Here is a 21,398-nt window from a genome sequence, read left to right as displayed (position 1 = left end):
CTACGTTTCCATAGCAATATCTAGCTCTTCCAATGCGGAAACAATTTGATGAACAGTGTTCCTATCAAACTCTGCACGGTCTACTTCTTCATGTGTGCCTTTATTTAAGTAGTGCCATTCACGTGATTCACCATTTCTACCTGCTAACAGAAGATTGTTAAGAGGAATGAGAACGGAATCTTTATTTTCATCTGAAAAACCACCTTGAGAAATCTTGGACTTGAGTTGATCAGAAAGGTTACGAAGTTCAATTGGAGCCTTTGCTGTACGTAATTTGATACTTAAATTACCATCACCATGCTTATGAACATATTGCCATAATTTGCCTTTAGTAAGTGATTCTAAAGCTTGTCTAGATTTAGCTAGTGCATCCCTAATTTCCATTAGTTCAAGGTGATTACGAGCCGTAATTATATAATTTCTAGGTGAGCAGTTAAAATCAACTCTAATATGTTGTTCTTCAATTTTTGGTAAAAAAGAAAACGTATTAGATTCTTTTGCTTGTTTTACGGTTAAGAGGTTTTGAATATCTTTGAAAAATTCCTCACCATGACAAGCAAGTATTATTTGCGAGCCTTTGAAAAAATCGTCCTCAAATAACGTCCTTCGAATAGACTCCCTATGTTCATCATCAATAGCATTAACAGGATCATCAAAAATCAGTAAAGGGCAGCGTTCTTTAATATTTTTTGCGAGTAATATCGCAAGGCCAATACATCGAATATGGCCTTCGCTCAATATATGCAATGCATCAAAATATTTGGTTGGTTCATTGGTGAATGAAACTTTAAGGCGTTGATTTTGGCTAAGTGGTAATTGAACTGAGGCTAGCAACTCGTGAGGGGAATCATTACGGTTAAATGAGTTATATAGTGAAACCACCAACTCACCTAGATCTGAAACTAACTTTTGAGGTAGTCCTTTTCTATATGCATTCAGTCTTGAAACAAAAGTTGAATAAGCAGAGCTAATAGTCATATTTTCTACCAGCGTTGCTTTTTCTAATTCAACCTCAGCAATAAGTTTCTCATTTTTTATAGCGAAAGTTGCAATGTCATTTTCCGCAACTTTAGTTGCTTGTACGATTGTCTGACGTTGAGTTTGTAGCCTAATAATTTGATCTGCTAACCCGCGTAGTTTAACAAGTTCCTGTTGCTTTACGCCTCTTTGTTGAGAAAGCTGATCAATTGATAAATCGCTTTGTTCTAGTTGTTTCACTTGAGAATCTATATGTTGCCACGGTGTAAATCCATCAGCCATCTTTTCATGTAAGCTATTCCACCAGGCAATGTTTGCTTGCATAGGTGACGCAACAACGAAGCTCTGAAGTGGGTTTTGGGAGAAACGAACACAAGCAGTATTAACTATTTGTGATACGTTGATCACTGCTTGGTTAATAATATTGTTAAGCTGTTGAATTCGTTGTTGCAATACACTTAAGTGTTGAAGTTTATTTAATTCATCACTTGCATTTGTATAAGGATTTATAGTGACTTGCTCAATAGGAGTCTTGCAAGCAGGGCAGTGGTCTGGCTCAGCTAACTGAAGCTGAACAACAGCTTCGTATAACTGTTGAAATGATATTTGTTGGCTAGCATTAACCAACTCTTGTTGCTTAACAGTTAATTCTGCTTGGCTAGTCGTAATAGTCTGAAGTAGTTCATTTAGCTTAATAATTGATAAACCACTTTTAGTAGCAACAGGCTGTAGAAGCTCTGTTTCAGTTTGTTTGATCTTACCCAAATTACCAGCATCACCATTAATATCGGCAATCACTTGTCTCAATGTTAAACCAGGATTGTAATTCTTTGAGAACTCAATCTCTTCTGCAACAAGTAACTGTAATGCTGATTTGTTTTCTTTAAGTAGTAATTGACTTCCCGCTAAACTTTGTTGTTTTAACCTGAGCTGGTTAGCTTTGACACCTAATAAATCTATATATTTATCATCAATTTCAGGTGAAAAGTTTCTTACAAATTCATTAAATGATTCTAAGCCAAATAATGTTGATATCAACTCTGTTTGCTTTGCTGGAGCATGGGCTGCGATGCGGGAAAAACTATCGATACGATTTTTTTCAACGAAGCAAAATCGATAAAGCGCATCGTTAGGTTGAATAGGTACTTCTTCACCAAGATTGTTTATGCCTAAAGTCGTAGGCTTTACGTAGCTATTGGTATGAGCATTTTTGAGATAATCATCTTGATTTCTAAAGCGTTTGCTTTCTGCATCAGCAACATTGCCAAGTAGAGCGTGTTCTAATGCTTCACAAAAGCTTGATTTACCAGTGCCGTTGGGGCCATAGATAAGTACAAGTAAACTATTAAGGTCAAATTCTTCTTGCTTAGCAAAGCCACGAAACGGGCCTGTTATTAATTTAGTTATTTTATTAAATGAAATGACTTTTCTATATCATTTTCTATAGGTGCAGGAGCTGTTGTGTTTATAGTTGACCAATTAGCTGTTGCTAACGGCACTATAGACTGAATACGTTGGCCTTGCCGAGTAGTCAGGGGGATTAGCGTATCTATATTATCAAGGACTATATTGGCAATTTTTCTTACATTAACTGAACTGGCTTCATTGCCAAGTGTTTGCATAAATCGTAGATATTCGGCTCTGATCATAACTCACACCCTTATTAATTCATTTTAACTCGACTATTTGGCTTGTTGGGATATCATATTTAAGGTAATTAAATTATTGCTATCAGTGGCATTGAACCACAGGAAAGTAGCAATTGGTCCTCAGTATGAGGAGGGAAATAATTATTTTTTATTGGAATAATTAGTCAAAAACAGTATCTATCCGTGTGGATCTATTTCTATATCGGTTGCAGGAATTGAACAGCAAGTTAGTATTTCACCATCCCCTACATAGGCTAAAGGAGACATTTCATAATGAACTTCTCCTTTAATTAACTTACATCTACATGCGCCACAGAACCCATCTCTACAGTGGTAATGGGTTTCAATATTCTCTCTTTCTAATGAGTCTAAGATGTTTTTATCAGGTTCGAGAAACGAAATGACTCGTTCCTCGACTGTTATTTTCCATGACATTATAATTCGTAATCGTCAAACTCACCCGCTTCAACGTTAGAGTCAATCTGACCAACCAAATAGCTTGATATTTCTGCTTCTTGTGGGGCAACTTGTACGTTATCAGACGTTAAATATGAATTCATCCAAGGAAGAGGGTTGCTTTTGATACTGAAAGGACTATCTAAGCCAATAGCTGTCATTCTTTGATGACTGATATACTCGATATATTCTTTGATAATCGCGGCATTCAAACCAATCATCGAACCATCTTTAAATAAGTAATCGGCCCATTCTTTTTCTTGTTCAACTACGTCCAAGAATATTTGTCTACCTTGTTCTTCTAATTCAATGCAAATTTGTTGCATTTCAGGGTCATCACCACCTTTTTTCCATATGTTTAACATATGCTGTGTACCCGTTAAATGGAGGGCTTCGTCCCTTGCAATAAGGCGAATTAGTTTACTGTTCCCCTCAAGCAAAGATCTCTCTGAAAACGCAAATGAACAGGCGAAACTAACGTAAAAACGAATAGCTTCTAAAGCATTAACAGAGCACACCGCAAGGTATAATTTTTCTTTTAATTTGCGTAAAGTAACATCATGTTCAACACCTTCAGATGTATGTTTACCTTCGCCATGTAAGTTATATAACTGTGAATATAAAATTAAATCATCAAAGTAAAGTGCAATACTTTCTGCACGTTTTAATATTGCAGGGTTAATAACTATTTCATCAAATACTTCACCAGGGTGGGTAAATAAATTTCTTAAGATATGTGTATATGAACGAGAGTGAATGGTCTCACTAAATGCCCATGTCTCAATCCATGTTTCAATCTCAGGTAAAGAAGCCAATGGAAGTAATACCGCATTTACTGAACGTGCGGCCATACTATCAAGTAAGATTTGATATTTAAGATTAGAGATGAATATGTGCTTTTCTGCATCAGATAGACTTTGCCAATCTGAACGATCTTTTGATACATCTACTTCTTCTGGTCGCCAGAAGAAAGATAGTTGTTTCTCGATTAAGTTCTCAAATGCTGAGTGTTTTTGAACATCATAACGAGATACATTCACTGGATTGCCAAAGAACATTGGTTCTTTTAAAGCGTCATTATTTTTTTGATTAAACGTAGTATATTTCATTTTTTATTTATTCCGGGATAAAGCCACATATTTATTTTTTTATGCTGCTATTTTAAGTTGTGTGGCATTTTTTGTGATTTTATGTGTGGTATCACACAAGTCGATCACGTTGTTTGTGCTTGATTTAGCTTGATAAACTTTTAAAAGTTTGCTATTCTGTGTGTATTCCTGGCGGGATTTTAATCGTATTATTTTGGCATTGCCTTCTAATAGTTCTCGTTCTGCAAAGGCAAACGAGCAGGCAAAACTTACATAAAAACGAATTGCTTCAAGGGCGTTCACAGAACAAACAGCTAAATATAAACGTTCTTTTAATTTTCGCGTACTGACTTCAATTGATTTGCCATCAATATCATAAGTCCCTTCACCTTGAGACTGCAACAGTTGGGTTGTGATAATAACGTCATCGAAGTATTTAGCGATACTCGTAGCGCGCTTTAATATCGCAGGGTTAACAATGATATCGTCGAATATCTCGCCTGGTTCAGTAAATAAATTACGTAAAATATGGGTATAAGAGCGTGAGTGAATAGTTTCGCTAAAGGCCCATGTTTCTACCCATGTTTCAACTTCTGGTAATGATACCAGCGGTAGCAGTACGGCATTTACAGAACGTGCGGCCATCGAATCAAGCAAGGTTTGGTATTTTAAGTTTGAGATGAAAATATGCTTTTCAGAATCAGTCAAACTTTGCCAATCTGCTCTATCTTTTGATACATCGACCTCTTCAGGTCGCCAAAAAAATGATAGCTGCTTTTCTATTAATTTTTCAAATGCAATGTAACGCTGTTGATCATAGCGTGAAACATTGACGCTATTACCTAAAAACATAGGCTCTAGCAAGGCATTATTGGGTGTTTGGTTAAACGTAGTATACGTCATTTGTCGTTATTCCTTTCTGTATTGCCAGCTGATGTTTAAGCTATGGCAACACAGAGCCAAGTAAAACACTTAGGCTCTGATAATTATATTTGTTGTAATCAAAATTGGGCGAGCAAAACCTGTTATATTTTACACGCACCACCAGCGCAGTCGTCACTTTCAACTTCTACGTCATCGCTAGCACCATCCCGCGTGTTGTGATAATACATAGTTTTAACCCCTAACTTATACGCAGTTAAAATGTCTTTTAAAATTTGTTTAACTGGGACTTTACCCCCTTCAAATTTTGCTGGATCATAATTGGTATTTGCAGAGATAGTTTGGTCAACAAACTTTTGCATAATACCAACAATTTCCAAATAGCCTTCGTTACTTGGAATATTCCAAAGCAACTCATAATTGTTTTTAAGGCGTTGATACTCAGGAACCACTTGTTTTAATATACCGTCTTTGCTCGCTTTCACACTGATTAAACCACGAGGTGGCTCTATACCATTGGTGGCATTAGATATTTGTGAGGAAGTTTCTGATGGCATTAAGGCTGAAACTGTTGAGTTGCGTACACCATAGGTTTGAATGCTAGTTCTTAGCGCTTCCCAGTCTAAATGTAATGGTTCACCAGTAATATCATCAATCGACCTTTTGTAGGTATCAATAGGTAAAATACCTTGAGCCAAACGTGTTTCATCAAATTTAGGACAAGCCCCTTGCTCTTTAGCCAATAAATTACTGGCTTTTAATAAATAGTATTGAATGGCTTCAAACGTTTTATGGGTTAAGTTATTGGCGCTACCATTTGAATAATACAAGCCATTTTTCGCTAAGTAATAGGCATAATTAATAACACCAATACCTAAAGTACGGCGCGCTAAGCTGGCATTGCGAGCGGCTGGAATAGGGTAGTCTTGATAATCAAGTAAACTATCTAACGCACGTACTGCAAGATCGGCCAACCCTTCCAATTCATCAAGTGATTCAATCGCACCAAGGTTAAAAGCGGAAAGCGTACATAAGGCGATTTCACCATTTTCATCGTTAACATCATGCATTGGTTTTGTTGGCAAGGCGATTTCTAAACATAAGTTACTTTGTCTAATTGGCGCTTTACTCGGGTCAAAAGGGCTATGAGTGTTACAATGGTCAACATTTTGTAAATATATTCTGCCCGTACTGGCACGCTCTTGGGCGAATAAGGTAAACAGCTCTATCGCTTTAATACGTTTTTTACGAATAGACTCATCGTTTTCATATTGAAGATAGAGTGCTTCAAATTTATCTTGATCTTCAAAGAAGGCATCATAAAGCCCGGGTACATCACTTGGGCTAAATAAGGTGATATGGCCGCCTTTAATCAATCTTTGATACATGGTTTTGTTAAACTGCACACCGTAGTCTAGATGGCGAACACGGTTCTCTTCAACACCACGGTTATTTTTAAGGACCAATAAACTTTCAACTTCTAAGTGCCAAAGTGGGTAGAAGAGTGTTGCTGCTCCGCCACGAACGCCACCTTGTGAACAGCTTTTCACCGCAGTTTGAAAATGCTTATAAAACGGAATACAGCCTGTGTGAAATGCTTCGCCATTGCGAATAGTGCTACCTAGTGCTCGAATACGTCCAGCATTGACACCAATACCAGCGCGTTGCGAAACATATTTAACAATTGCACTTGAGGTGGCGTTAATTGAGTCTAAAGAATCATCGCACTCTATCAACACACAAGATGAAAATTGACGAGTTGGCGTTCTTACCCCCGCCATAATTGGTGTTGGTAATGAAATTTTAAACGTTGATATTGCGTTATAAAAACCTTCAATATAATTAAGGCGAGTTTCTTTTGGGTATTTGGCAAACAAACAGGCAGCAACTAAAATATATAAAAACTGCGCGCTTTCATAAATATCACCATTGACGCGATTTTGAACTAGGTATTTACCTTCAAGTTGTTTGACAGCGGCATAACTGAAATTTAGATCTCGGCTATGATCAAGAAACATCGACATTTGTTCAAAATCACTTTCATCATAATCAATTAACAAGTGTTGATCATATTTTCCTAACTCAATCATGTTGACGACATGATCATATAGTCTCGGAGGCTCAAATTGACCATAGGCTTTTTTGCGCAAATGAAAAACAGCTAGCCTAGCAGCTAAATATTGATAATCAGGGGTCTCTTCTGAGATTAAATCAGCTGCGGCTTTGATGATGGTTTCATGTATATCGGCAGTTTTAATGCCATCATAAAACTGTATATGTGATTTTAATTCTACTTGAGAAACAGAAACTTGTTCTAAATCGGCAGCAGCCCAAGCAATTACTCGATGAATCTTCTCTAAATCGATCGATTCTTTTTCGCCATTACGCTTTGTAACAAAGAGGTTATTATTCATGAAAGACCTGTGGTATAAATTAGATTAATTCTTCTTAGCAATAACGCACTGTTTGCTGCTAAGACGCCCTGTTATTTTTATTATTTCCTATGTGTAATAAACAAACATGATGGATATGTTTTATACACAACATCTAGGGTTTTTTGTAAACTAAGACACAAGATAATGAGGTTTTATGATGATTGCAAGCGGTAAAAAAGTTCAGTTTTAGGTTGACTTTTTAGTTGTTGGTACTAGGTTAGTAATAACTAACCTAGTACCGTTAAAAAGCTTGGTATTTGACTAAAAGCAATCTTTATTATTGAAAATAAATAAGGTTAAATTATTTTAATCTGTTTTTAGAAATTGTTATGTCCAATAGTAATAAAAAACCAAATAACAACAATTATCAATAAGCAGGTTAACTGTTGTGGTTTTGTGCTGTATTTTTGATAAGGGTAGATGTCATTTCAATATATTTGTTTCAATTTAACCGGGTGCATCACCAGCAATTTCTATATCCAAACCACATCCATATGTTTTTTTTAGCCCCCTGAGCGTCTCATGATCAAGGCGCAGATTATTACTAATACTTGCTCCTTTATATTGCGACGACATTAGGGATAGCGCAATCAACCTTTTATGTCATTTTTTGACAACATAATAGGTAGTTAACGTCCAAGTTTTTAGTTAATTTATGATTTTCGGTGACAGGGTTGTAATGTATTCCACAGGCATCAATACAGTTAAGCTCATTAGTCTCAGCCCAGCCGATCAATTGTGACGGTTTAATAAATTTGTCATGCTCATGGGTGCCATCGGGTACTAGTTTGAATAATTTTTCTGCCGCTAAAATGGCTAATAAATACGATTTAACCGTTTTATTTAAGGTTGAGAAAAATACTAAACCACCGGGTTTTACGAGTTTGGCACAAGCGCTAACCACAGAAGCCGGATCAGGAACGTGCTCTAACATCTCCATACAAGTAACCACATCAAAAGCTTCGCTACATTGCTCGGCTTTTTCTTCAGCTGTTATTTTTTCGTAGTTGATAGTTAAACCTGATTCAAGTGCGTGGAGTTTGGCGACATTTAATGGCTCTGTTCCCATATCAATGCCTGTTACATTTGCACCTAATTTAGCTAATGACTCAGATAAAATGCCACCACCACAGCCCACATCAATCACTTTCTTATCAAAAAGTTGGCTTTGTTGTTCGCTAATATGCTGACAAATAAACTGCACTCTTAACGGATTTACTTGATGTAAGGGCTTAAAATCACCTGCTAAATCCCACCAATGGTTTGCTATTTGCTCAAACTTTTCTATTTCGGCTTCATTTACATTTGCTGCGAAAGCGTTAGGTTTATCGTGAATTTTGTTCATGGTTTATTCTAGTTGGCATCTAATGGCTCGATTCTAAACGAAAGTGATAATTAAACAAAGTGTAAAGCAAGTAAAAATACCTGAAACAGATCAACTAAGTCGTTATTATGCTGTTTTATTCAGCAGTTTTTTTATGACAACAAATAGGCTTGCACCTAGCTAAATAAAGCTGTTTGGCATCACAAAAATTTGTGATAGTATGCTGCGTTGATTTATATATTTTTTATAAAAATATAATAATAAAAATTTTGTGATGTTAAGTTACATTTTAAGTTAAGGGATACGTCTATTTATGTCAGATCTGGCCAAAGAAATAGTTCCAGTAAATATTGAAGATGAGTTACAAACTTCCTACCTAGATTATGCCATGAGCGTTATTGTTGGGCGAGCGCTGCCTGATGTACGCGATGGTTTAAAGCCAGTACATCGTCGTGTGCTTTACGCCATGGATGTTTTAGGAAATGATTGGAACAAAGCATATAAAAAATCAGCCCGTGTGGTTGGTGATGTAATAGGTAAATATCACCCGCATGGTGATACTGCTGTATACGACACGATTGTTCGTATGGCACAACCATTCTCGTTGCGTTATATGTTAGTAGATGGCCAAGGTAACTTTGGTTCGGTTGATGGTGATAGCGCTGCAGCAATGCGTTATACCGAAATTAGAATGGCAAAAATTGCACATGCAATTCTCGCCGATTTAGATAAAGAAACCGTCGACTTTGTACCTAACTATGATGGTACAGAACATATACCTGCCGTAATGCCAACTCGCATCCCCAATTTACTCGTTAATGGTGGCTCGGGTATTGCTGTTGGTATGGCGACAAACATACCACCACACAACTTAACCGAAGTAATTAATGGTTGTTTAGCTTTAATAGAGAATAAGGATATTAGCTTTGAAGAGTTATTAACCCATATTCCTGGACCAGATTTTCCTACAGCGGCTATTATTAGTGGTCGTGCTGGTATTGAAGAAGCTTACCGCACCGGTCGAGGTAAAATAAAAATTCGCGCCCGAGCAGAAATTGAAGTCAATGAAAATACGGGTAAAGAAACCATTATCGTTAATGAGTTACCTTATCAGGTCAACAAAGCGCGTTTGATTGAAAAAATGGCCGAGCTTGTCAAAGAAAAACGACTTGAAGGCATTTCAGCATTACGTGATGAGTCTGATAAAGACGGCATGCGCATGGTTATCGAAGTTAAACGTGGTGAAGTTGGCGAAGTTGTTTTAAATAACCTGTTTAAATTGACACAAATGCAAGTATCTTTTGGTTTTAATATGGTGGCATTAGGTAATGGCCAGCCGAAAATATTTAACTTAAAAGAAATGTTGGAAGAGTTTGTACTTCACCGTCGTGAAGTGGTTACTCGCCGTACTATTTTTGAATTACGAAAAGCCCGAGATCGCGCACATATCTTGGAAGGCTTATCAATAGCGCTTGCCAACATAGAGCCTATTATTGAGTTAGTGAAAACCTCCCCATCAAGAAAAGAAGCCGAAGAGCAATTAGTTGCACAAGGATGGGACTTAGGTAATGTTAGCGCTATGCTTGAGCGCGCAGGTACGCATGCAGCGCGTCCTGAATGGTTAGAGCCTGAATTTGGTATTCGTGATAACAAGTATTACTTAACACCAGTCCAAGCAAAAGCGATTGTTGAGCTACAACTATATAAGTTAAGTGGCCTAGAACACGAAAAAATTCTAAATGAGTACAAAGAGTTATTAGACCTCATTGCAGAATTAATGCATATTTTAGAAAGCCCTGAGCGTTTAATGGAAGTTATTTGTGAGGAATTAGTCGCAATTAGAGATGAGTTTGGTGATGAACGCCGTACTGAAATAACTAACGCCTCTCATGATCTTTCGTTAGAAGACTTAATTTGTGAAGAAGATGTGGTCGTCACACTTTCGCATGAAGGTTATGTTAAATATCAAGTGTTAAGTGATTATGAAGCTCAGCGTCGAGGTGGTAAAGGTAAAGCAGCCACTAAGATGAAAGAACAAGATTTCATTGAACGACTCTTAGTAGCAAATACCCATGATACCATTTTATGTTTCTCAAACCGTGGCAAATTGTATTGGCTAAAAGTTTACCAATTACCTTTAGCTAGTCGTACTTCTCGAGGTCGACCTATTGTTAATATATTGCCACTAGAAGCAGATGAACGTATTACTGCCATTTTACCAGTACGTGAGTACGCTGAAGACAAATATATCATTATGGCTACAGCGTCAGGTACGGTGAAGAAAACAGCGTTAACTGCGTATAAAAACCAAAGAGCCAACGGTATTATTGCCTTAAACTTGCGTGATGATGACACCTTAATTGGTGTAGATATTACTGATGGTGATAATGACATCATGTTGTTCTCTGATGCGGGTAAAGTGGTTCGTTTTAACGAAAAAGTTAAAGACAGCGAAACCGGTGAAATCAAGCTTGATCCAGAAACAGGTGAGCAACGTTGGGCGTTAAAACCTATCGGTAGAACCGGAACTGGTGTACGAGGCATTAAGCTTGAAGGCGACCAGAAAGTTGTTTCATTGATTGTACCTAAAAATGATGGCCCTATATTAACCATTACTGAAAATGGTTTTGGTAAGCGTACTGAGTTAGCTGAATATCCAGCGAAAAGTAGAGCAACTAAAGGTGTTGTTTCTATCAAGGTGAGTGAACGCAATGGTAAAGTCGTAGGTGCAGTTCAAGTAGAAGATCTTGATGAGATTATGGCGATTACTGATAACGGTACACTGGTTCGTACTCGTGTTAATGAAGTAAGTGTTATCGGCCGTAATACTCAAGGCGTTCGTTTAATTCGTACGGTTGAAGGCGAGCACGTGGTTGCTTTACAACGCATCGATGAAATTGAAGAGCCAGAAGTGCTTGAGGGTGAAAGCATTGAGGGTGAAGTAGGTGATAATGTTGATGCAACAGATAACGCCTCAGCAACACATAACCCTGAACAAAGCGCTCAACAAGCCGATGGTGAGAACACCACAAGCGACGAGCAAGAGTAAACGTCGCACACTGATAAAAGGCGGCTAATAACCGCCTTTTTTTATGGCTAAGTTTAACGTGCAAGATATTGTTGTATTAACCGTTTAATCGAGCCTAGCGAAAGTCGGCTCAAAATTTTAGTTTTATAGTTGAGAATAAGAGAATGTCCGAAATCTTTAATTTCTGTGCGGGTCCGGCAATGTTACCCAAGGCTGTGATGGGACAGGCACAAGCAGAGTTTATCAATTGGAATAATACCGGTAGCTCTGTTATGGAGTTAAGCCATCGAAGTGAAATTTATATGGCGATGGCTGCGCAGGCTGAGGCTGACTTGCGAGAGTTGATGGCGATTCCTGAGAACTATAAGGTGTTATTCTGCCATGGTGGTGGCCGAGGCCAATTTTCGGCGGTGCCACTCAACTTACTCGCTTCAGGCAAAACTGCCGATTATATTGTCAATGGCTCATGGTCAAAAGCCGCCGCAGCTGAAGCTGAAAACTTTGGTGATATTAATGTTATCAATGTGAGAGAAACCCACGCTAATGGTGAAACGAGTATAGTTGCTGCTAACCAGTGGCCATTAAACCCCGATGCAGCGTATGTTCACTATTGTCCAAATGAAACAGTAGACGGTATTGAAATTAATGATATTCCAGAAACTCATGGTGTGCCATTAGTTGCTGACATGTCATCAACCATTTTATCTCATGAAATTGATGTTACTAAATTTGGCGTAATTTATGCCGGAGCACAAAAAAATATTGGCCCCTCAGGTTTAACCATTGTGATTGTGCGCGATGATCTTTTAGGTAACGCCCAGCAAGCAACCCCTTGTATCATGAACTACCAAACCGCGGCCAATAATGACTCTATGTATAATACACCGCCAACGTATGCGTGGTATCTTGCAGGCCTAGTCTTTAAATGGTTGAAGGCCTTAGGTGGTGTAAAAGCGATTGCTAAAATTAATCAAGCAAAAGCAGAATTACTCTATCAAACCATCGATAATAGTGACTTCTACCTAAACACTATTGAAGCGCAATATCGTAGTAAAATGAATATCCCATTTTGGCTAAAAGACGAAAGCCTAAATGACACGTTTTTAGCGCAAGCTGAGCAACAGGGGTTAATGGCATTGAAAGGCCATCGAATTGTTGGCGGCATGCGCGCGAGTATATATAACGCGATGCCTATTGAGGGTGTACAAGCGCTCGTTGATTTTATGCAAGAATTTGAAAAGGTGAATAAGTAAATGGAGCAGTTAACATTAAACCCCATTGGTAAAATTGATGGCGAAGTCTATTTGCCAGGTTCGAAAAGTTTATCTAATCGCGCACTGTTAATTGCCGCATTAGCCAAGGGAACAACAAAAATTACAAACTTATTGGTCAGTGATGACATCAAGCATATGCTTAATGCGTTAACTAGCCTAGGCATTGTTTATACCCTAAGTGAGTGTGGTACCGAATGTACGGTGACAGGGAATAATGGCTTTTTTAAGCAAGATAAGCCGCTTGAGCTATATCTAGGTAATGCAGGTACTGCAATGCGGCCATTGTGTGCAGCGTTAGCGGCTAGTGAAGGTGAATTTGTGCTGACCGGTGAACCAAGAATGAAAGAACGTCCTATAGGGCACTTGGTGAATGCGCTAGATCAACTCAATGCTAAAATTGAGTATTTAGAAACTAATGATTACCCACCGGTAAAAATAACGGGGAAAACATTATCAGGCAGTTCTGTCACCATTGATGGTTCTATTTCTAGCCAGTTTTTAACAGCAATATTGATGATTACTCCTTTGTTAGAAACAAATACTACTATTATTATTGAAGGCGAGTTAGTTTCTAAACCTTATATTGATATAACCCTTAATATTATGAGTAGGTTCGGAGTTGAGGTACAAAATAATGACTATCAATCTTTTACCGTCACTGGAAATCAAACTTACCAAAGTGTTGAAAAATATATGGTTGAAGGTGATGCTTCTTCCGCGTCATATTTTTTAGCCGCTGGGGCAATTAAAGGTGGTGAAATCACCGTTCATGGCGTTGGTAAACTTAGTGTTCAAGGTGATAAACATTTTGCTGATGTGCTTGAAAAAATGGGCGCAAAAGTTACCTGGCAAGATGAATCTATCACGGTTAATGGCCGTGCCCTAACTGCGGTTGATATGGACATGAATCATATACCAGATGCAGCAATGACTATTGCTACTACGGCATTGTTTGCCAAAGGTACCACTTCAATTCGCAATATATATAATTGGCGAGTCAAAGAGACTGATCGTTTATTCGCTATGGCAACTGAGCTTAGAAAAGTAGGTGCAGAAGTCATTGAGGGCGATGACTTCATTACTATTACACCACCAAAGACTTTGAAGCATGCAGAAATTGATACCTATGATGATCACCGTGTAGCCATGTGCTTTTCATTAGTGGCGTTAAGTGACACCCCAGTAACAATTAATGATCCCAAATGTACAGCGAAAACATTCCCAGATTATTTTGAAAAATTGGCACAAGTTTCACGCGCATAAAGAGCTTATTTCAATTATCTACGCGGCGAATAATTTAATCAACTTGCTAAAATTATGTTACAGAATGATTTTTTTGGGCGCTTTTACTATCAAAATCCCGTATAATGCCGCCGATTTTTGATATTAGGAGAGATCTGTATGCCGGAAAGTATTCCTGTAATCACCATAGATGGCCCTAGCGGGGCAGGCAAGGGAACTGTTGCCAGAATTGTTGCTGAGCAGTTGGGTTGGCATTTACTTGATAGTGGTGCTATTTACCGTGTACTTGCGGTAGCAACCCAGCATCATCATGTTAGTCCTGATGAAGAAGAGCCTTTAATTCCAATGGCGGCACATCTTGATGTGCAGTTTGAAATTAGCAGCAAAGGTGAAAGCAAGGTTATTTTAGAAGGTGAGGATGTTACTCACAGTATACGAACCGAAGAAATAGGTGCCTTAGCGTCAAAAGTGGCAGCATTCCCACGTGTTCGAGAAGCATTGCTTCGTCGCCAACGCGCGTTTAGTGTTGCACCAGGCCTAGTTGCTGATGGTAGAGACATGGGAACCGTGGTGTTTTCACAAGCACCAGTAAAGGTGTTTTTAACCGCCAGTGCCGAAGAACGCGCAGAACGACGATTTAATCAGTTGAAAGAGAAGGGCTTTGATGTTAAAATCGGGCGCCTTTTGGATGACATACGTCAGCGAGATGAGCGAGATCGCAACCGTGAAGTTGCCCCGCTTATACCAGCAGAAGGCGCGTTAATCGTTGATTCTACTGACCTTTCCATACAGGAAGTGGTTAATAAAGTCCTTTCATTTGCGAATGGAAAATTAACATAAACCTTTATTCTTTACCTAGGCTCATACCTAATTAAAGATAAAATAAATTAAAGCCTACGTTACGGATTGACCGAGGCTACTTTAACAACCCCATGAAACAATGATGTTGACTGGATTAATAACTGAGTTAATAGACAAGTTATGACTGAAAATTTTGCACAACTTTTTGAAGAAAGTTTAAAAGAAATCGAAACTCGCCCGGGTTCAATTATCCGCGGTACAATCGTAAAAGTAACCAAAGACAACGTAATTGTTGATGCTGGTCTTAAATCTGAAAGTGTTATCTCAATCGACCAATTCAAGAACACTGCTGGTGAAGTAGAAGTTGTTGTTGGTGATGAAGTTGATGTATCACTTAAAGCAACAGATGATGGTTTCGGTGAAACTGTGCTTTCTCGTGATGACGCAAAACGTCACGAAGCATGGCAAGTGCTTGAAAAAGCCTATGAAGAAAAAGAAACTGTTATCGGTGTTATCAACGGTAAAGTTAAAGGTGGTTTCACGGTTGAAGTTAGCGATATCCGTGCTTTCTTACCGGGTTCTTTAGTAGATGTACGTCCAGTACGTGACACTGCTCACCTTGAAGGTAAAGAATTAGAATTCAAAGTTATTAAGCTTGATCAAAAGCGTAATAACGTAGTTGTTTCACGTCGTGCTGTAATCGAAGCTGAAGGCAGTGCAGAACGTGATGAATTACTAGAGTCGTTAGCGGAAGGCCAAGAAGTTAAAGGTATCGTTAAGAACCTTACTGATTACGGTGCATTCGTAGACTTAGGCGGTATTGACGGCCTACTTCACATCACAGATATGGCTTGGAAACGTGTTAAACACCCAAGCGAAATCGTAAATGTTGGTGATGAAATTCAAGTTAAAGTATTGAAATTTGACCGTGAGCGTACCCGTGTATCTCTAGGTATGAAGCAGTTAGGCGAAGATCCATGGGTAGCTATTGCTAACCGTTACCCAGAAGGTTCTAAACTTTCTGGTCGCGTAACTAACTTAACTGATTACGGTTGTTTTGTTGAAATCCAAGAAGGCGTTGAAGGTTTAGTTCACGTTTCTGAAATGGATTGGACTAACAAAAACATCCACCCATCTAAAGTTGTTAACTTAGGTGACACTGTTGAAGTACTAGTATTAGAAATTGACGAAGAACGTCGTCGTATTTCTTTAGGTCTTAAACAATGTATCGCTAACCCTTGGGAAGAGTTTGCTAAAAACTTCAACAAAGGCGACAAAGTATCAGGTAAGATCAAGTCAATCACTGACTTTGGTATCTTCATTGGTCTTGATGGCGGCATAGATGGTTTAGTTCACTTATCTGATATTTCATGGGCTGGCGGTGAAGAAGCTGTTCGTGATTATAAGAAAGGCGATGAAATCACAGCTATCGTTCTTCAAGTTGACCCTGAGCGTGAGCGTATCTCTCTTGGTGTTAAACAAGCAGAAGACGACCCGTTCAATATGTATCTGACAGATAAGAAAAAAGGTGCTATTGTTAACGGTAAAGTAACTGAAGTTGATGCTAAAGGTGTTACTGTTGAGTTAGCTGATAGTGTTGAAGGTTACATCCGTGTTAGCGATATCTCTGTAGAGCGTGTCGAAGATGCTTCAACTGAATTCAAAGTTGGTGACGACGTTGAATCTAAGTTTATGGGTGTGGATCGTAAGAACCGTACTATCAGCTTATCTATCAAAGCAAAAGATCAAGCAGATGAGCGTGAAGCGATGGATAACTTAAACCAAGTTGAAGAAACAGGTTTAAGTGCTATGGCAGCAGCGTTTAAAAACGCTAAAAACTAATTACTTGTTATAAGCAATTATGTTGCACTTTTTTCAGTTTTTACTAAACTAAAGAAAGATATAGATAGACTAGGGGAGGAGAATTTCATTATTCTCCTCTTATATTAACCTCATTAGCGCGAAGCTAGATGAATACTGGAGGGTCTATGACCAAGTCAGAACTCATTGAAAAATTAGCCGATAAACTATCGCATTTATCTGCTAAAGATGTAGAACAATCGATCAAAGAAATCCTAGAATTAATGGCGCAATCTTTAGCTAAAGGTGACCGCATTGAAATTAGAGGGTTTGGTAGTTTTTCACTGCATTATCGTGCTCCTAGGGTTGGTAGAAATCCAAAAACTGGTGCTTCTGTTGAGTTAAGTGGTAAATACGTACCTCACTTTAAGCCAGGTAAAGAGCTACGAGAAAGAGTCAATCTTTCAGCAGCTTAAAATGGATGCTAGTGCAACCTTTATGACAACTTCGTTGTACTCATATTGCAATAAAAGCAAAAAGATTAGATAATAAACGGCATACATTTGTATGCCGTTTTTTTTCGTCATCATTATATTTCAACCATCACTGGGCTAATTCATCGTGCGAATTTATTTCATTGTACTCTTTGTTTTACTTTTACTTGCTATCGCGTTTGTGTTCGGAAGTCAAAACGAACAACTTATCTCATTAAATTACCTTGTTGCTAGGGTTGAGCTTTCTGTTGCCGCTGCGGTAAGTATTTTTACTGGAATAGGTTTTGCACTGGGGCTATTAGCAACCCTACTATGGCGTTTGATCCGCAAAGGTAAAAAAGCGTTAGCTAAAAATCGATCTACTGAAGTATAAGTGCTAGTTATTCTATGATAGAGCTACTTTTCCTGTTACTCCCTGTTGCTATGGCTTATGGCTGGTTTATGGGACGAAACAGTATTAAGCAAAAAGATCAAAGCATTAAACAAGACTTATCTATTAAGTACTCTACAGGCTTAAACTATTTATTATCAAATCAAAAAGATAAAGCAATAGACTCGTTACTTGACGCATTAAAAGTTGAAGATGATAGTGTTGAAGCACATTTTGCCATGGCAAATTTATTTCGCAAACGAGGTGAACTTGACAGAGCATTAAAAGTTCATGAACATTTGGTCCGCCATGGTAATTTGCCTACCAAAGATAAGCAACAAGCCGTATTTGAATTAGGGAAAGATTTTTTATCAGCAGGTTTGTATGATCGCGCTGAAAAAATGTTTAATAAATTGCTAAAGTCACCGGACTATGGCTTAAAATCGCTAGCGTATTTATTGCAAATATTTCAATCAACTAAAGATTGGCAACAAGGTATTAGTCATAAAAAACTCATCATAAAGTACAAAGACAAACGGCTGTTACACACCTTAGCAAATTTTTATTGTGAACTTGCAACCACAGCCTTAGAAAAAGATAAATTCATTGAGGTGTTAGAGTTACTCGAGCAAGCGCTTAAATTAGATCCCAATTCATGTCGAGCCAACTGGTTGATGGCAAAAATATATGAAAACCATCAACAGTGTGAATTAGCATGCCAATGCTATCAGGATATCTATCAACAAGATAAAGAATTTTTTCCTGATGTTATCGAATCAATGCAGCAATGTTATCTCCACCTTGATGCCGGTAGTGAGTTTTTCAAGTTTATCAAAAAAGTGTATGATGAAACGGCAAGCTCAACCGCACTCATTACTTACTTAGGGCATGTAGAAAAAAAACATGGCCATAACAAAGCAAAAGAATTTATGTTGTCTGCACTCAAGCGCAGGCCAACAATACGTGGTTTTAAACATTTTGTTAAAATGCAAATGAACCATACCAATGACTTAGACAATAATACCAGTTTAGACTTGATCACCGAGCTTATTAGTGAATATTTGAAAGTTAAGCATAGGTACAGCTGCCGTAATTGTGGGTTTAATAGTTCGACCCATTATTGGTCATGCCCATCCTGTCACGAATGGGAGCAACTTAAACCCGTTCGCGGCCTAGAAGGCGAATAGTTTCATCTATCTTTGTCCTTAAGCTCAATAGCGGCATCGAAAGTACTCATTGACTATCGTCAACTCCATACTTTCTCTTTGCTCTAGAACTGTAGGACTTTGAAAGAAATAATTATACTTGTAGCTTCGTTTGAATGAGCAGATAAAGCAACTATGATGAATAGTGTAAAACTTTTTAGATTAATGAAACATAACTAAATTATATGTATTCGATGTAGGTTGGACTTTAGTCCGACAAATTTATTTTTTCGTAAGTGAAATTGTTATCAGTTTAATTAATGCTGCAATAATCTAGTAACAACTCTGCTTTGCACGCGAAATTGAAAATAGGAAATCCCATGTTAGATCCAAAAGTTGTTGTTGCCTTAGATTTTGATAATAAAAGTGAAGCGTTGTCGTTTGCAGATAAAGTTTCACCAACAGATTGTAAATTAAAAGTAGGCAAAGAAATGTTTACCTACTTTGGTCCTGAGTTTGTAAAAACGTTAACAGGGAAGGGCTTTGATGTTTTTCTAGATTTAAAATTTCACGATATTCCTAATACGGTTGCCAAAGCGGTTACGGCAGCTGCTGACTTAGGTGTGTGGATGGTTAACGTACATGCCAGTGGTGGTAGTCAAATGATGATTAAAGCCAAAGATGCCCTTAACCAATATGGTAACGATGCGCCGTTACTTATTGCTGTAACGGTATTAACTAGCATGTCAGAAAGCGACTTGCGTGGTTTAGGTATAACTAAAACACCAGCAGAGCAAGTTAACTTTCTTGCAAATTTAACCAAAGACAGTGGCTTAGATGGTGTGGTTTGTTCTGCTATGGAAGCGGAACAATTGAAATTATCGCTTGGCAAAGAATTTAAATTAATCACGCCTGGTATCAGACCTGCAGGTTCTTCACAAGACGATCAACAACGTATTATGACACCAGAGCAAGCGATCAGCGTTGGTGTTGACTATTTGGTGATCGGACGCCCAATTACCAAAGCGGTTGATCCACAACTGGTGTTACAGCAAATTAATGCCTCGATAAGTTAACGCCATAAAACACATGGGGCAATAAATTACCCCCTACATTAAACACAAAGGTAGGGCAGAATTCAGGAGAATGTGCGTCCTGCATTCTCTAATAACCTACATTCATGTAGCATATTCCAACAAAGAGCAAACACGGATCAATATATTACCTTCTAGATAAAAAAAGGGCTTGGTATTGCTACCAAGCCCTTTTTTGATCTAAAAATTACATAAAACGGTTATTTTTGGTAATTATGAATATATGCAGCTAAATCTAATACCTTGTTTGAATAACCAATTTCATTGTCATACCAAGAAACCACTTTTACAAACGTGTCCGTTAAGGCGATACCTGCTTTAGCGTCAAATACAGAAGTACAAGTTTCACCAACAAAGTCGTTCGAAACAACGGCATCCTCAGTGTAATCTAAAACCCCTTTTAGCTCACCTTCTGCCGCAGCGCTCATCGCTTGACAAATTTCGCTATAGCTAGCAGGTTTTTCTAAATTAACGGTTAAATCAACTACCGAAACATCAGGGGTTGGTACACGAAATGCCATACCGGTAAGCTTACCGTTTAACGCAGGAATAACCTTACCAACGGCTTTAGCCGCACCTGTTGATGAAGGGATAATGTTTTGACCCGCACCGCGACCACCGCGCCAATCTTTGCCCGAAGGGCTATCGACTGTTTTTTGCGTGGCAGTAGTTGCATGAACGGTAGTCATTAAACCATCCTTAATGCCCCAGTTGTCGTTTAACACTTTAGCAATAGGTGCTAAACAGTTAGTAGTACAAGAAGCGTTAGAAACAATGTCTTGACCAGCATATTCACTCACGTTAACGCCACAAACAAACATTGGGGTATCGTCTTTAGAAGGCGCAGAAAGTACAACTTGTTTAGCGCCTGCTTCAATATGCTTACGTGCCGTTTCATCTGTGAGAAATAAACCAGTTGATTCAACCACTACATCGACACCGATATCACCCCATTTTAAATCTGCGGGGTTTCGCTCAGCTGATACACGTACTGCTTTACCATTAACAATAAGCTGACCATCAACAACATCTACCGTACCTTTGAATCGGCCATGGGTAGAGTCATATTTTAGCATGTATGCCATATAATCTATGTCGATTAAATCATTGATACCGACTATCTCAATATCTTCTCGTGCTGCCGCTGCTCTAAATACAAAACGACCAATACGGCCAAACCCGTTGATGCCAACTTTAATTTTCATGGTGAACCTCTTTAAAAACTCATTATGTAGTAAAATTACATCATTTTGAGAATTTATCAAGTTATAATTGCTTTTGTTAGCAAATTAATGATGCTTAACCGATCTTTTTACGTATGATTACATATAAACACTA

At 38.2% G+C, this 21,398-nt stretch carries 16 protein-coding genes and 1 pseudogene; 9 read left to right on the top strand and 8 right to left on the bottom strand.

All coding sequences use genetic code 11. The annotated features are described in order from the left end of the window. The 7 genes and pseudogenes from ABXG98_RS07845 to ubiG form a co-directional block, all read right to left on the bottom strand. Positions 1–2,307, bottom strand: a complete 2,307-nt coding sequence (locus tag ABXG98_RS07845; protein WP_353538278.1) for an AAA family ATPase — start codon at positions 2,305–2,307, stop codon at positions 1–3. Between the two features lie 74 nt (positions 2,308–2,381). Further along, a complete protein-coding gene (locus tag ABXG98_RS07840; protein WP_353538145.1) occupies positions 2,382–2,627 on the bottom strand; it encodes a hypothetical protein in 246 nt (81 codons plus the stop codon). A 177-nt stretch (positions 2,628–2,804) separates the two neighbouring features. Further along, a complete protein-coding gene (gene yfaE / locus ABXG98_RS07835; RefSeq protein WP_138740571.1) occupies positions 2,805–3,062 on the bottom strand; it encodes a class I ribonucleotide reductase maintenance protein YfaE in 258 nt (85 codons plus the stop codon). Continuing rightward, positions 3,062–4,192: a class Ia ribonucleoside-diphosphate reductase subunit beta gene (nrdB, locus tag ABXG98_RS07830; RefSeq protein ID WP_353538144.1), complete on the bottom strand. Its 1,131-nt coding sequence runs from the start codon at positions 4,190–4,192 to the stop codon at positions 3,062–3,064. Before nrdB (ABXG98_RS07830) ends, yfaE begins: the two co-directional genes overlap by 1 nt. A 117-nt stretch (positions 4,193–4,309) precedes the next feature. Next, positions 4,310–5,074, bottom strand: a pseudogene (nrdB, locus tag ABXG98_RS07825) (class Ia ribonucleoside-diphosphate reductase subunit beta); the annotation flags it as partial. Positions 5,075–5,196: 122 nt separating this feature from the next. Further along, entirely contained in the window at positions 5,197–7,467 is a 2,271-nt protein-coding gene (nrdA, locus tag ABXG98_RS07820; RefSeq protein ID WP_353538142.1) for a class 1a ribonucleoside-diphosphate reductase subunit alpha, read from the bottom strand. A 619-nt stretch (positions 7,468–8,086) separates the two neighbouring features. Next, positions 8,087–8,833, bottom strand: a complete 747-nt coding sequence (gene ubiG, locus ABXG98_RS07815) for a bifunctional 2-polyprenyl-6-hydroxyphenol methylase/3-demethylubiquinol 3-O-methyltransferase UbiG (protein ID WP_353538141.1) — start codon at positions 8,831–8,833, stop codon at positions 8,087–8,089. Positions 8,834–9,125: 292 nt separating this feature from the next. Between ubiG and gyrA the strand changes: the two genes are divergently transcribed. From gyrA to pyrF, 9 genes are all read left to right on the top strand, one after another. Beyond that, complete coding sequence (gene gyrA, locus ABXG98_RS07810) at positions 9,126–11,861, top strand: DNA topoisomerase (ATP-hydrolyzing) subunit A (RefSeq protein WP_353538140.1); 2,736 nt, start codon at positions 9,126–9,128, stop codon at positions 11,859–11,861. A gap of 143 nt (positions 11,862–12,004) precedes the next feature. After that, positions 12,005–13,093, top strand: a complete 1,089-nt coding sequence (gene serC, locus ABXG98_RS07805) for a 3-phosphoserine/phosphohydroxythreonine transaminase (protein ID WP_353538139.1) — start codon at positions 12,005–12,007, stop codon at positions 13,091–13,093. Next, on the top strand, positions 13,094–14,377 hold the full coding sequence (gene aroA / locus ABXG98_RS07800) for a 3-phosphoshikimate 1-carboxyvinyltransferase (RefSeq protein WP_353538138.1): 1,284 nt from the start codon (positions 13,094–13,096) through the stop codon (positions 14,375–14,377). A 138-nt stretch (positions 14,378–14,515) separates the two neighbouring features. Then, complete coding sequence (cmk, locus tag ABXG98_RS07795) at positions 14,516–15,196, top strand: (d)CMP kinase (RefSeq protein WP_353538137.1); 681 nt, start codon at positions 14,516–14,518, stop codon at positions 15,194–15,196. A 141-nt stretch (positions 15,197–15,337) separates the two neighbouring features. Then, positions 15,338–16,999: a 30S ribosomal protein S1 gene (gene rpsA / locus ABXG98_RS07790; protein ID WP_353538136.1), complete on the top strand. Its 1,662-nt coding sequence runs from the start codon at positions 15,338–15,340 to the stop codon at positions 16,997–16,999. A 146-nt stretch (positions 17,000–17,145) separates the two neighbouring features. After that, entirely contained in the window at positions 17,146–17,433 is a 288-nt protein-coding gene (gene ihfB, locus ABXG98_RS07785; protein WP_353538135.1) for an integration host factor subunit beta, read from the top strand. Between the two features lie 145 nt (positions 17,434–17,578). After that, on the top strand, positions 17,579–17,824 hold the full coding sequence (locus ABXG98_RS07780) for a lipopolysaccharide assembly protein LapA domain-containing protein (protein WP_353538134.1): 246 nt from the start codon (positions 17,579–17,581) through the stop codon (positions 17,822–17,824). A 14-nt stretch (positions 17,825–17,838) separates the two neighbouring features. Beyond that, on the top strand, positions 17,839–19,008 hold the full coding sequence (lapB, locus tag ABXG98_RS07775) for a lipopolysaccharide assembly protein LapB (protein WP_353538133.1): 1,170 nt from the start codon (positions 17,839–17,841) through the stop codon (positions 19,006–19,008). A 338-nt stretch (positions 19,009–19,346) separates the two neighbouring features. Further along, positions 19,347–20,042 carry an orotidine-5'-phosphate decarboxylase gene (gene pyrF / locus ABXG98_RS07770; RefSeq protein ID WP_353538132.1) on the top strand — a complete coding sequence of 232 codons (696 nt, stop codon included), beginning with the start codon at positions 19,347–19,349 and terminating at the stop codon, positions 20,040–20,042. A gap of 218 nt (positions 20,043–20,260) precedes the next feature. Here pyrF and gap read toward each other — a convergent pair whose 3' ends face one another. Further along, a complete protein-coding gene (gene gap, locus ABXG98_RS07765; RefSeq protein WP_353538131.1) occupies positions 20,261–21,265 on the bottom strand; it encodes a type I glyceraldehyde-3-phosphate dehydrogenase in 1,005 nt (334 codons plus the stop codon). Positions 21,266–21,398: the final 133 nt, after the last annotated feature.

The sequence above is a fragment of the Colwellia sp. KU-HH00111 genome (assembly GCF_040362745.1).
In the GTDB taxonomy this organism is placed as follows: Bacteria; Pseudomonadota; Gammaproteobacteria; order Enterobacterales; family Alteromonadaceae; genus Colwellia.
This window is presented reverse-complemented; position numbering and strand designations above follow the sequence as displayed.

Bases quoted from the DNA above. Each gene is read 5' to 3' on its own strand.
- ihfB (WP_353538135.1), top strand. From the start codon at position 17,146: ATGACCAAGTCAGAACTCATTGAAAAATTAGCCGATAAACTATCGCAT.
- cmk (WP_353538137.1), top strand. From the start codon at position 14,516: ATGCCGGAAAGTATTCCTGTAATCACCATAGATGGCCCTAGCGGGGCA.
- gap (WP_353538131.1), bottom strand. From the start codon at position 21,265: ATGAAAATTAAAGTTGGCATCAACGGGTTTGGCCGTATTGGTCGTTTT.
- pyrF (WP_353538132.1), top strand. From the start codon at position 19,347: ATGTTAGATCCAAAAGTTGTTGTTGCCTTAGATTTTGATAATAAAAGT.
- nrdA (WP_353538142.1), bottom strand. From the start codon at position 7,467: ATGAATAATAACCTCTTTGTTACAAAGCGTAATGGCGAAAAAGAATCG.
- yfaE (WP_138740571.1), bottom strand. From the start codon at position 3,062: ATGTCATGGAAAATAACAGTCGAGGAACGAGTCATTTCGTTTCTCGAA.
- serC (WP_353538139.1), top strand. From the start codon at position 12,005: ATGTCCGAAATCTTTAATTTCTGTGCGGGTCCGGCAATGTTACCCAAG.
- aroA (WP_353538138.1), top strand. From the start codon at position 13,094: ATGGAGCAGTTAACATTAAACCCCATTGGTAAAATTGATGGCGAAGTC.
- lapB (WP_353538133.1), top strand. From the start codon at position 17,839: ATGATAGAGCTACTTTTCCTGTTACTCCCTGTTGCTATGGCTTATGGC.
- rpsA (WP_353538136.1), top strand. From the start codon at position 15,338: ATGACTGAAAATTTTGCACAACTTTTTGAAGAAAGTTTAAAAGAAATC.
- ABXG98_RS07840 (WP_353538145.1), bottom strand. From the start codon at position 2,627: ATGATCAGAGCCGAATATCTACGATTTATGCAAACACTTGGCAATGAA.
- nrdB (WP_353538144.1), bottom strand. From the start codon at position 4,192: ATGAAATATACTACGTTTAATCAAAAAAATAATGACGCTTTAAAAGAA.
- gyrA (WP_353538140.1), top strand. From the start codon at position 9,126: ATGTCAGATCTGGCCAAAGAAATAGTTCCAGTAAATATTGAAGATGAG.
- ubiG (WP_353538141.1), bottom strand. From the start codon at position 8,833: ATGAACAAAATTCACGATAAACCTAACGCTTTCGCAGCAAATGTAAAT.